Genomic DNA, 11,367 nt, shown 5'->3' with positions numbered 1-11,367 from the left:
CGGCGGCGCGGGGTCAGTCGATATAGATCGAGAGAGAACAGCCTTAGGAGCTGCTGGAAATGCGGTGAAGCCATTCAAGGAAGAGCTTCAATTCAGAGCTGGAAAGTTGGTCCGAATGCGAGGCCTGCAGTGCCGCATTCAGGGCGATTGCCGCAACGACTACAGAGGACTTACCGGAGTCCTCCGCTGCGGCGCCACGGGCGGTTTCCGTGGAGACAGCAAAAACCATGGAATCCCGGGTCATGGTTGAGAGCTCGAGATTCCGTTCTTCCACCGGTTCGGCGATCAACATGAGCGTGACGCCCACGTTGGCCGCCAGGATGCTGCGTGCCGCCTCACGGGGAGGCACGTTGATCTGGCCGGCGATGGCGGCCTTGTTCAGCATTTCTTCCAGAAGCGCTTCAGCATCGGCCACGATTGCTGGGCGGCTTTCCGGCCTGATGTTGCCGAACATGACCAGATAAAGATGGGGTTGGCTCAGTCCGAACTGGACGTGGTTATCCCACATCCGCCGGACATCTTCCAAGGGCTCCCCGGACGGTGCAAAGTCACGCTCACCCGCCACATACTCTTCAAAGCCGGCTGACACGACGGCGTCGAACAGCCCTTCTTTGTCGCCAAAGTGGTGGTAGAGCGTAGGCGCCGTGACCCCGGCAAGCTTGGTGATCTGGCGCGTTGAGACCGCTGACCCCTCCGAATTCGCCAGCAATTCAGCAGCTGCGCGAAGCAACCGAATTTTGGGCGGAAGCTGGTCATCGAAACTCATAACCGCTACCCTAGCACCTATAGCGTTGCTATATGAAGTGGCTCACAACAGAATTTTGTAGGCTATTTTTCGAGGCTCCCGGTGCCGTCGCCGGCGGGTCTGAACCAACAAGCAGGAACAGAGGATTCAGTGCAGAATTTCCAAGGAGTAGGGGTAAGCCCTGGCCGCATCATTGGTTCTGTCCGCCAAATGCCCAAGCCGGTGAGCGAACCGCCGTCGGGCGAGCGGTTGGGCGCGGACGTGAGTCCGGAAGACGCCGTCGCGCGCCTGAAAGCTGCCGCGCAATCCGTCCACGACGAACTTAAGGGCCGCGCAGATACTGCCTCCGGCGACGGTAAGGCCGTCCTTGAGGCCACTGCCCTCATGGCCAAGGACACCATGCTCCTGAAATCGGCGGCCAAGCTCATCAACGCCGGTTCCTCTGCTGAGCGGGCCATCTGGGAAGCCGGCGCCTCCGTCTCCGAAATGCTGCACAACCTGGGCGGCTACATGGCAGAGCGCGCCACCGACGTCCTGGATGTCCGCGCCCGCATTGTGGCCGAGCTCCGTGGCGTCCCTGCCCCTGGTATTCCTGCCTCGGACACGCCGTTCATCCTGGTGGCCGAGGACCTCGCGCCCGCCGATACTGCAACGCTGAATCCCGCCGTGGTGCTGGCCTTGGTGACGTCCGGTGGCGGCCCGCAGTCCCACACAGCGATCATCGCCCGTTCGCTCGGTTTGCCGGCCGTGGTTGCCGCGCACGGCGTTGATGACCTTGCCGATGCGTCCGAAGTTTACGTCGATGGCGCGGCTGGTTTCGTCGCTGTAGCGCCATCCGACGAGCAGCGCGCAGCCGCCAAAGCCTGGGCCGAAACCTCCGCGACACTCGCGGAATTCGACGGAAACGGCACGACGGCGGATGGTCACCTTGTGCCGCTCCTCGCCAACGTCGGTGGAGCCAAGGACGCCGTGGCAGCTGCCGCTTTGGGCGCCCAGGGTGTTGGCCTGTTCCGCACCGAGTTCTGCTTCCTGGAGCGCGATACCGAGCCCTCCGTGGATGAGCAGGCCGCAGCCTACAAGGCCGTGTTCGATGCGTTCCCGGGCAAGAAGGTTGTCCTCCGCACCTTGGATGCCGGCGCCGACAAGCCCCTCCCCTTCCTTACCGACGCCACGGAGCCCAACCCCGCCCTGGGTGTTCGCGGCTACCGCACCGACTTCACCACTCCAGGTGTGCTGGAGCGCCAACTCGAAGCCATTGCACGGGCAGATTCAGAATCCGAGGCCGATGTGTGGGTCATGGCACCCATGATCTCCACGGCTGCCGAGGCGGGACGCTTCGCCTCACTCTGCGCCGCTGCCGGTATCAAGACACCCGGTGTCATGGTGGAAGTTCCTTCCGCTGCCCTGACCTCCGCCACGGTGCTTCGCGAGGTCGGGTTCGCTTCGTTGGGAACCAACGACCTCACCCAGTACGCCATGGCCGCAGACCGCCAGCTGGGCCCCCTCGCCGAACTCAACACACCCTGGCAGCCCGCCGTCCTCCGGCTCGTGCAGCTCACCGTGGAAGGCGCGGCGCAGGAGGGCTCCGGCCGCGAAGGCGACCCCAAGCCCGTGGGCGTCTGCGGTGAGGCAGCTGCGGACCCCGCCCTCGCCGTCGTCCTGACCGGGCTGGGTGTCACCACACTGTCCATGACAGCGCGCTCCTTGGCCGCCGTCGGGACCGTGCTGAAAACCGTCACGCTGGAGCAGGCGCAGGAACTGGCTACTCTGGCGCTCTCCGCTCCCAGCGCCCTTGAGGCCCGCGATTGGGTGCGCGCCAAACTCCCCGTGCTCGAAGAACTCGGCCTCTAACTTTTCGCTTCCGACTTTTAGGAGAAATCCATGCCCGAACGCACAGCCACCATCGCCAGCCGCTCCGGCCTGCATGCCCGCCCCGCAGCCTTGTTCGCCGAGGCAGCCGGCGAGCAGCCTGTGGAGGTCACCATTTCCATGCAGGGCGAACCTGCCGATGACGCGCTCGACGCCGCCAGCATCCTTTCGCTCATGACCCTCGGTGCCGCCAAGGGCGACGTCGTTGTGCTGCGGGCAGAGGGCGACGGCGCCGAGGCTGCGCTGGACGCACTGGTGAAGCTCCTGGAGACGGACCTGGACGCGGAGTAACGGCCTCACCAATTCGCTGGTTCCCTGCCAGCGGTGCCGTGCGCACGGCATGTTCTGCAGGGAACCCCCGAATCGGGGTGAGCCACAGGCTAGGCTTCTGCCATGGCATTGATAGCTCCCCGCGTCACGGCCGGCCTCCCCGCCGACGACGCCCGGAATCTGGCGCGCTCCCTTGAGGACAGCAACGACATCACTGTGTTCGTGGATGGCACCGTCCACCGCCTGCCCGATCAGGCGAGGAACGCCGTCGTCGACCTCCTTGCGAGACTGGGGAGGGGCGAAACCGTGACGGTCAGCAGCGTGGAGGAAATGCTCACTACGTCGCAGGCCGCGGAACTCGCGGGCATTTCTCACACGTACCTGCGCAATATGACCGACCGCGGTGAAATCCCCGTGGAGTACCGCGGTACGCATCGCCGGATCCGGCAGGCCGCCATCATGGCGTGGCTGGAAACGCAGAAGAAGAAACAGGACGAAGAAACCTTCAGGGATGACGCGAACGCCGGCTAAAAGTTTCGGAGTGATAAGGATCAAGCAACGATCCCACGCAACGGGCCAGCACCCCTTAAGGCCGGGGTTACGCTTGATCGGTGGGCAATTTCAAAGGGTGGCATATCGTGGCCGGGTTGGCCGCTATGGCCCTTGCCGCACCCTTGGGCTCTGCCATGGGATTGAACTTCGTGGCAACCTTCATGTTCGCGTGCACGGTGTTCGTGGCCGTGGCCATGTGGACGGAATCGAGAATTGCCCGACGCCGGGACGCAGCTGAAGCGGCCTCCGCACCTGATGCTTCACACCCGGCAGCGGACCCCACGGAATCAGACGACGCGACCAGGGAATAGCCCTCCCGGAACTGCCGCCATGCTGTTCAATAGCGGTATGGCTTCAACTTCCCCCTCTACCGTTTGGCCCGTGGTTCATGAGGAGCGACGTGCCCTTATCCGGGATCTGGAGCCGTTGGAGCCGGCCCAATGGCAAACACCATCCCTGTGTGCGGGCTGGGACATCCATGATGTCCTGGCCCATGTGATCGACAGCGCCAAAACCACCCGTGTTGGTTTCCTGCGCCGGATGATCGCGGCCCGGATGGACTTCGACCGCGACAACGCCGTGGGGGTGGAGCGTGAAAAAGCCGGGGACCCGGGGAAGACCCTGACGCAATTCCGTGCTGTTCTTTCCCGGACGTCCGGACCTCCGGCGGGACTTGCCACGCGTTTGGTTGAAGCGTTCGTTCATGGAGAGGACATTCGCCGCCCCTTGGGCATACGTCGCGACTACCCCGCCGAGCACGTAGCCACCGCCCTCGGCTACCAAATGCGGACCACCACCAAGATGGGTGGGGGCAAGGAGATCGCGGAGGGCTGGCGCCTGATTGCCACGGATACTGCCTTCGACCATGGGGACGGTCCGGCTGTTGAAGGTCCCGCCATGTCGCTGCTGCTCGCGGTGTCCGGCCGGCCGGTACTCGAGAGCGAACTGAGCGGCCCCGGCGCCGCGGTGTTCCTGCAGCGGAAACTCTGATGAAAACGCGGAGGAAACCGGCTGCGCTGCTGTCAGACGACGTCGAAGTATTGGGCTTGAAGGGCCGGATTGTTTGGAGCAAGGGGACGCCTTTTCCTGCCCCTGGGGCTGATCACGGCACCGAGCCCGCATATGTGCTCATTCACGGCATCGGGGTCTCCCACCGATACCTGGCCCGGCTGCATTCTGTCCTTGCGGCGAGCGCACCCACGTATTCCCTGGACCTTCCGGGCTTCGCGGGCACTCCCAAGCCTGGCCACCAGCTCTCTGCCGAGGACTATGGTGCGTTCATTGCGGAGGCCCTCGCGTCCCGCGGCATCGATTCCTACGTTCTGGTGGGCCACTCCATGGGTGTGCAGTTTGCCATCGAAGCGGCCTTGCATGCGCCGGAACGGGCCAGGCAACTGGTGTTGATGGGCCCGGTTGTTGATTCACGGCACAAGAACGTCATGCGCCAGTCGCTTGCCCTGACGCTGGACGGGCTGCTCCGCGAGAGTCCCTCGTCCAATTGGTTGGTCATCACCGACTACCTCCGGTGCGGACCTCGCTGGTACTTCACCGAACTGCCGGTGATGATGACGTACCCCACGGAAAAACGCCTGGCTGGAATCAGGGTCCCGGTGCTGGTTTTGCGGGGAAGCCGCGACAATGTGGCGGGCCCGGAGTGGTCCCTTCGGCTGTCCCGGGCAGTCCCACAGGGGCGATTGGTGGAGATCCCGGGGGTGGGGCACGTGGCACAGCATATGCGTCCGAACGCAGTTGCGGATGCCATCCGGAGCTTCGTGACCGCGACGTCGCTCCACGGCTAGGCGGCCTTGATGGGTTGGCGGGTCCCGGCTAGGCTGACGAAGCAAGCGCATTAGTAAGTTTGCTTACGAAAGGGCTGATCATGACCACCAAGGACCCCCAGGACGAGCAGGGCTTCGGAGTGACCGGCGCTACCGGGCCGTTCGGTGCCGCACCGACACCCCCGGCCGACACGGGCGGCGTCAACGCCGATCCCGAATTGCGCCAGGATGAGGACCAGGACCCCGCCGCGTCCGCCAATCCCGATCCCCTCGACGGAAATGTCACAGGGCTGGAACCCGGAGGCGGAGTACCTCCAGGAGAAACTCCTCCTGCCGAGGGCAGCATGAGCAGCGACCAAGGGCACGGGGAGTAAACCCGTTGCCAACCGGCTAGGGCAGCCTCAAGATCTCCCCGAGGTCATAGTCCATCGGTTCCTCCAGCTGCGAATACGTGCAACTCCCCGGCGTCCGGTCCGGCCGCCACCTGCGGAACTGCGTGGTGTGCCGGAACCGGTCGCCCTCCATGTAGTCGTAGGCAACCTCGATCACCAGCTCGGGGCGCAGCGGCACGAAGGAGAAGTCCTTGCCCCCGCTCCACCGGCTTTGGGCACCGGGCATCCTGGAACCGCCTGCACCATCGGCCTGACTGGCCCACTCGCCCCACGGGTGCTCACTGAGGTCCACCTGATAGGGCTCAAGCTCTGCCACCAAGGCCTCCCGCTTGGCCATGGGGAATGAAGCCACCACCCCCACGTGGTGCAGTCGTCCGCCGTCGTCATGGAGGCCGAGCAGCATGGATCCCACCACTTTCGCGGTCTTATGCCAGCGGAAGCCGGCCACCACGCAGTCCGCCGTGCGCTCGTGCTTGGTCTTGAACATCACGCGCTTGTTCGGCTGGTATGTCCCCTCCAGCGGCTTTGACAGCACCCCGTCCAGTCCAGCGCCTTCGAGTTGCACGAACCACTCCTGCGCGCGTTCAAGGTCAGTCACCGCCGGGGTCACGTAGACGGGCGGCTCTGCCTTGGCGAGTGCGCGTTCCAAGATGGCGCGGCGTTCAGAGAAGGGCCGGTCCATGAGGTTGTCATCGCCCAGCGCAAGGATGTCAAAGGCAACCATGGAAGCAGGGGTCTTCTCGGCGAGCATCCTGACCCGGCTGTCCGCGGGATGGATCCGCTGCTGGAGCACCTCAAATTCCAACCTGTTTTCCTGGATCAGGACAATCTCGCCGTCGATCACGCACTTGTCCGGAAGATTCTTCCTCAGCGCCTCCACCAGCTCGGGAAAGTATCGGGTCATCGGCTTCTCATTGCGGCTGCCCAGGATGATTTCGTCGCCATCTTTGAAGACGATGGTCCTGAATCCGTCCCATTTGGGTTCATAGTGCCCAACGTCGGGGATGGCGGGCACCGATTTGGCGAGCATGGGCGAGACGGGCGGCATCACTGGCAGGTCCATAGGACCTGTCTACCTGCCGGTGCACGCCGAAGCTAGTCTTAGGCGATGGATATCTTGGCCGTGTTGGCGGCCGTACTTGGCGTCCCGGCCCTTCTGGCCGGCCTCTGGTACTGGATCGCGCGCCAGAACAGCCGCGGGGTTCGGCGCGCCGCGGCGGGCGGCATGCTGGGAATTGCGGATGAGATCTTCCGGCCCGAAACCCACCAAGCGCACCAGATCCAGAAGATCCAGCACGAGCTCCCGGCTCCAGCTCCGGCCCCGAAGCCTAAGCGATAGGCGCCCCTCACTGAGGCAGGCCTACCGCCCGTTACATTAATGTGACTTTACTTTCCGGCTCATGTACGGTCGTAGGGCGACCCGAATCTCCGCTGGGCCGCTTCCGGATTGACGCCGAGCTCTGCCGCAATCCGGGATCCGCCAGACCCGCGGCAGAGACGGGGGACCCAGAGTTCCCGGGCTTGTTTTCCACAAGTCCTTGGGGTGAAGCCGCCTTGTGCGGCCGGACGGCCTCGTCCGAACCCGACAGCTAACCTCGAAGGCGTTGAGAGGCAACCACCATGTCCCCAACCATGGATCAGCCGCGCCGCGACCACACCGAACGCGAGCGCACCAAGCCAACCGGACGCCGTCGGGCCCAACCCAGCGGATCCCCCATCAGCGCACCCACAGAGTCTGCCGGGCCGGAATCAAGCACGACGCCGGAACCCGCCACTGCGGCCATCCCCACCGTTGCGGCGCCCACCACGCGCGCGGCCGTTCGCGCGGCCGAGCGGGAGCGGGCGGCACGAGCCGTGATCGAGCCCGCGGAGCCGGCAACGGCAGCGATACCCACAGTGCACGTCCCACAGACAGTTCAGTCCGCGCAGACAGTGCACGCCCCACAGACAGTTCAGTCCGCGCAGGCCGCCGCTCCGAAATCGACCACGCCTGGACCGCCCACCTCTGCCATCCCAGTGGTGCAGGCCGCTCCGGCGCCTGCCTCCCCCGAGCCGGCCACCGCAGCCATTCCGGTAGTAGCCGCCCGCGAGGAACAGACGCCCGTCACTCCGTCACCCGCGCCTACGACGCCTCCGTCTCCCCGCGGCAAGTCCGCGGCGCAGGTTGCCGCAGCCGCAACGGCCTCGGCATCCCTTGCCAGCCGTAAGGACCTCCGGAATCAATCGACCCCGCCCGCTGCTGCCAAGTCAGCCCTGGGCGGATCCACGCTTGGCCGGGAACCGAAGACAGTCCTGCTGAAGGCCGCATCCGTCAAGCACATGAGCCAGCGCATGGCCGTGGTGGCGGGTGCCCTCGGGCTGGTTCTGACGGCCGGAACGGTGGGCCAGGCCCTGGAACTTCCATTCTTCGGCCAGGAAACTCCTGCCCAGGAAGCCAGTGGCAGCAAGGCCGGCGAGGATCGCCAGTCGGCTTCAGCGTCCCCGGCTCCCCGGGCTTCCTACTCCACCGCGTCGGCGCCCTCACCGTCGGGGTCGGCGTCCTCCGAGGCTGGCCAACCGGCCACCGTACCTGAGGCACCCGCAGCAGTATCGCCGTCGTCGGTCCCGACACCCCGGATCTCATTGGCCGATCCGGTGTGGGTCCCCTCGGCGGTACCGTCCGCCGTTGCGGCCGTCCCTGGCGCAGCAACCCCGGCCCCGACCGTACCTGCGCCAGCGCCAAGCGACGTGCCGTCGGACACCATCACCACGCCGCCCACTACGCCGACGCCTACAACCACTCCCACGCCAACGGTCACTCCGACTCCAACTCCCACACCAACGGAGACAGCAACGTCCAAACCCCGGCCCACGGGCAACCCGAACGCCAGCACCACACCGCAGCCCACCGGGTCGGCCCTCCAGGAGCTCCTTGACGCGGCCAAGAAGGCCATCCAGTGAGCACGCGGATGCCCCGCACCACCACTCACGCAGGGTGGCACAGCCGGTACTGCAGCAGTAGCAGGACAGCCACGTTCCGACGCCGGCTGGGGCGTTGGAGTTGCCAACGTTTGAAGCGCTCGTAGGCTCCCTACAGACTCTTAAGGAGCGTGCAGAAGGAGGCAGGCACCCAGCGTGGGTGCCTGCCTCCTTCTTGTCCATGCGTCAGATCCGTGGCCGCCCCGCCCAGCGCCGCGCTTTCAGGGCCGCGTGCAGTTCGAGCCGGATGGCGCCACTCAATGGATCAGCGCCGATGAGTTGGCGGATACGGCCGAGCCGGTTGTAGATGCTGCTTCTGTGAAGGTGGAGCTTGGACGCGACGTCCTGCACTGAACTGTCGTTGTCGTACAGCAGTTCCAGCACCGGCAGAAGTTCCCCGTTCTTGTCCTGGCCCTCCAAAGTGCGGAAGTGCACAGATCCGGTATCGTCCCAGCCGCCCGGTGCCAGCAGCCGGTCGAAAAGTTGGTAGACGCCCACGGACCGGCTGTCCACAAGCTCCCCGAGCGGGCGGTCTACCGCCGCTGCCTGCGCTGCCACCTTCGATTGCCGGTACGCGCCTCCGAGCTGCCGGATGACCTGGAACGGTTCGCTGATACCCAGGATTATCCGGTCCACAGCTCTGCCGGCCCGCTTGGCGAGCTCCAGTTGATAGTGCACCAGAACCTGCGCGTGGTCCGCCCTCCCTCCGGATTCACGGAACAGGACCACCGAATGCGTCTCGGTTCCGGCGCTGAACAAGGCAGCATTGACACCGATGGTGGATTGCAGCGCCGCCGATCGATGGGTGAGGGTTGCGGCAATAGGATCGACGTCGGAACGCGCGCCGTCCGCGTCGAGGATGGTCACCAGCTGCCACGGCCCACGCCCCTGGATTTCCTTCCACCCGGCAACGGCAGCCACGGCGTTTGATTCTCCGCCGCAGGCCGAGAGGAACTCCTGCTCACGCCTCCGGCGGAACTCTGATTCTGCCGTATTGGAGTCAAGGAGCAAGCCCGCCAGCAGGTCCAGTTCGTCGCGCACGCCAGGCAATTCGGCGAGTATCGCCGTCGCGCTTTGCTCCTCAAGGTCCAGCTGCACCCACAAGTAGCCCACGCGGAAACCACGCACCAGCAGGGGAACGCACACGCGGCCCAACATGCCGAGTTCCTCATTGGCGGGGACCACCACCGGGCGCACCGCTGTGGCGATTCCGTGGGAGAGCTGCCAGACGCTGACATCGCTGGGGACGCGCTTGCTGAGCAGGAAGTTAACCCGGACGCGGTCGGCGTGCGACTGGTTGGAGCTGTAGGCCAGCAGGACGCCGTCGAGGTCTTCCAGCGACAGGCCCCGGCCCAGCTTCAGTGCCACGCGTTCAACGATCTGCTCCACGTCCTGCTGCATCCAGAAAGCGTACCAACAGCAGGCGACACCTGACGCTCCAGCTCTCGACAAATGTCGAGCCTCAGCCACGGAGACCCTTGAATTTCCGGGGTTTCCGCAGATGCAGGTGCCGGAATCCATGTCGCCTGCCTCACAGCCGGATTTATTCTGGAATCACAGCCCGCAACACATGTTCGGCCGAAGAGGCCGCTAACGATGGAGCCCACAGATGATCATCGGCGTCCCCAAAGAAATCAAGAACAACGAATTCCGCGTAGCCATCACGGCCGCAGGTGTCCACGAGTTCCGCACCCACGGACACACCGTTCTGGTTGAGCGCGGCGCGGGCCTCGGCTCGGGCATCACCGACGAGGAATACTCGATCGCCGGCGCTGAAATCGTCAACGAAGCAGACGATGTTTGGGGCCGTGCGGACATGGTCATGAAGGTCAAGGAACCCATCGCGGCCGAATACCACCGCTTCCGCAAGGGCCTCATCCTCTTCACGTACCTGCACCTCGCCGCGGAGCCCGAGCTCACCGCCGAGCTCATCAACTCCGGTGTCACGGCCATCGCTTACGAAACCGTGCAGGAAGGCCGCACCCTTCCGCTGCTCGCCCCGATGTCAGAGGTAGCAGGCCGCCTGTCCGTGGTAGTCGGCGCTTCCTCCCTGATGGCTCCGGCCGGCGGCAAGGGCGTCCTCCTGGGTGGGGTACCGGGCGTCCGTCCGGCCAAAGTTGTTGTCCTCGGTGCCGGTGTTGCGGGAACCAACGCCGCTGCCATGGCGCTGGGCCTCGGTGCTGATGTCACCATCATGGACATCAACATCAACCGGCTGCGCGAACTGGATGCCCTCTACCAGGGCCGCCTGAAGACCGTCGCCTCCAACGCCTACGAGATCGAGAAGTCAGTCATCGACGCAGATCTCGTGATTGGCTCCGTCCTGATCCCGGGTGCCAAGGCTCCCAAGCTGGTCACCAACGAACTCGTCTCCCGCATGAAGCCGGGCTCGGTTCTGGTGGACATCGCTGTTGACCAGGGTGGCTGCTTCGAGGACACACACCCCACCACCCACCAGGAACCGACTTACAAGGTCCACAACTCGATCTTCTACTGCGTTGCCAACATGCCTGGCGCCGTTCCGAACACGTCCACGTACGCACTGACCAACGTCACCCTGCGCTACGCCGTGGCACTGGCCAACCTGGGCGTCAAGGCCGCCTTCGACCGCGACCCCGCTCTCGCCGCCGGCCTCAACATCGCCGCGGGCCACGTGGCACACCACTCCGTTTCCGAGGCGCACAACCTGCCCCTCGTCAACGACTGGCACAGCCTGGTCTCCGCCTAGCGTTTGAACGTCGTTGGCCCGCTGTTCCGTTGCCGCCAAGCATCGGAACAGCGGGCTTTCCGCAATTAATGCACG

The 11,367-nt window shown here is 64.9% G+C and carries 13 protein-coding genes and 1 riboswitch; of the genes, 10 read left to right on the top strand and 3 right to left on the bottom strand.

The genetic code is table 11. The features are described 5' to 3' along the window. Positions 1-43: 43 nt before the first annotated feature. The gene (locus tag BMY91_RS17730; protein ID WP_090824313.1) at positions 44-766 is read right to left on the bottom strand and encodes a TetR/AcrR family transcriptional regulator; all 723 of its coding nucleotides are present in this window, start codon (positions 764-766) and stop codon (positions 44-46) included. Between the two features lie 129 nt (positions 767-895). On the opposite strand from BMY91_RS17730, the gene ptsP reads away from it, so the two are divergent. From ptsP to BMY91_RS17695, 7 genes are all read left to right on the top strand, one after another. Next, positions 896-2,596 carry a phosphoenolpyruvate--protein phosphotransferase gene (gene ptsP, locus BMY91_RS17725; protein WP_090824311.1) on the top strand — a complete coding sequence of 567 codons (1,701 nt, stop codon included), beginning with the start codon at positions 896-898 and terminating at the stop codon, positions 2,594-2,596. A gap of 30 nt (positions 2,597-2,626) precedes the next feature. Beyond that, complete coding sequence (locus tag BMY91_RS17720) at positions 2,627-2,905, top strand: HPr family phosphocarrier protein (RefSeq protein WP_090824309.1); 279 nt, start codon at positions 2,627-2,629, stop codon at positions 2,903-2,905. A 102-nt stretch (positions 2,906-3,007) separates the two neighbouring features. Then, positions 3,008-3,415: a helix-turn-helix domain-containing protein gene (locus BMY91_RS17715; RefSeq protein ID WP_090824306.1), complete on the top strand. Its 408-nt coding sequence runs from the start codon at positions 3,008-3,010 to the stop codon at positions 3,413-3,415. An 80-nt stretch (positions 3,416-3,495) separates the two neighbouring features. Next, the gene (locus tag BMY91_RS17710) at positions 3,496-3,747 is read left to right on the top strand and encodes a hypothetical protein (protein WP_090824304.1); all 252 of its coding nucleotides are present in this window, start codon (positions 3,496-3,498) and stop codon (positions 3,745-3,747) included. A 19-nt stretch (positions 3,748-3,766) separates the two neighbouring features. Then, entirely contained in the window at positions 3,767-4,426 is a 660-nt protein-coding gene (locus BMY91_RS17705; protein WP_090824302.1) for a maleylpyruvate isomerase family mycothiol-dependent enzyme, read from the top strand. Next, complete coding sequence (locus BMY91_RS17700; RefSeq protein WP_090824300.1) at positions 4,426-5,235, top strand: alpha/beta fold hydrolase; 810 nt, start codon at positions 4,426-4,428, stop codon at positions 5,233-5,235. Before BMY91_RS17705 ends, BMY91_RS17700 begins: the two co-directional genes overlap by 1 nt. 80 nt (positions 5,236-5,315) lie before the next feature. Continuing rightward, positions 5,316-5,588: a DUF6480 family protein gene (locus tag BMY91_RS17695; RefSeq protein ID WP_090824298.1), complete on the top strand. Its 273-nt coding sequence runs from the start codon at positions 5,316-5,318 to the stop codon at positions 5,586-5,588. A gap of 16 nt (positions 5,589-5,604) precedes the next feature. Here the strand turns inward: BMY91_RS17695 and BMY91_RS17690 are convergent, their stop codons facing one another. Beyond that, positions 5,605-6,669, bottom strand: coding sequence for an ATP-dependent DNA ligase (locus BMY91_RS17690; RefSeq protein ID WP_090824296.1), 1,065 nt, complete (start codon positions 6,667-6,669; stop codon positions 5,605-5,607). 45 nt (positions 6,670-6,714) lie between these two features. Between BMY91_RS17690 and BMY91_RS17685 the strand changes: the two genes are divergently transcribed. Beyond that, complete coding sequence (locus tag BMY91_RS17685; protein WP_090824294.1) at positions 6,715-6,945, top strand: hypothetical protein; 231 nt, start codon at positions 6,715-6,717, stop codon at positions 6,943-6,945. Positions 6,946-7,074: 129 nt separating this feature from the next. Further along, positions 7,075-7,224: riboswitch (cyclic di-AMP (ydaO/yuaA leader) on the top strand. A gap of 2 nt (positions 7,225-7,226) precedes the next feature. Continuing rightward, on the top strand, positions 7,227-8,546 hold the full coding sequence (locus BMY91_RS23205; protein ID WP_177179945.1) for a hypothetical protein: 1,320 nt from the start codon (positions 7,227-7,229) through the stop codon (positions 8,544-8,546). A gap of 204 nt (positions 8,547-8,750) precedes the next feature. Here BMY91_RS23205 and BMY91_RS17675 read toward each other — a convergent pair whose 3' ends face one another. Further along, complete coding sequence (locus BMY91_RS17675) at positions 8,751-9,965, bottom strand: PucR family transcriptional regulator (protein WP_090824292.1); 1,215 nt, start codon at positions 9,963-9,965, stop codon at positions 8,751-8,753. 208 nt (positions 9,966-10,173) lie between these two features. Here BMY91_RS17675 and ald point away from each other — a divergent pair, with 208 nt between their 5' ends. Further along, positions 10,174-11,292, top strand: a complete 1,119-nt coding sequence (ald, locus tag BMY91_RS17670) for an alanine dehydrogenase (RefSeq protein ID WP_018780201.1) — start codon at positions 10,174-10,176, stop codon at positions 11,290-11,292. The last annotated feature ends 75 nt before the right edge of the window (positions 11,293-11,367 follow it).

Origin of the sequence: Arthrobacter sp. yr096, assembly GCF_900108925.1 — a bacterium.
GTDB lineage: Bacteria > Actinomycetota > Actinomycetes > Actinomycetales > Micrococcaceae > Arthrobacter.
The sequence above is the reverse complement of the archived record's forward strand: the minus strand, read 5'-3'. Positions and strand labels throughout refer to the sequence as shown.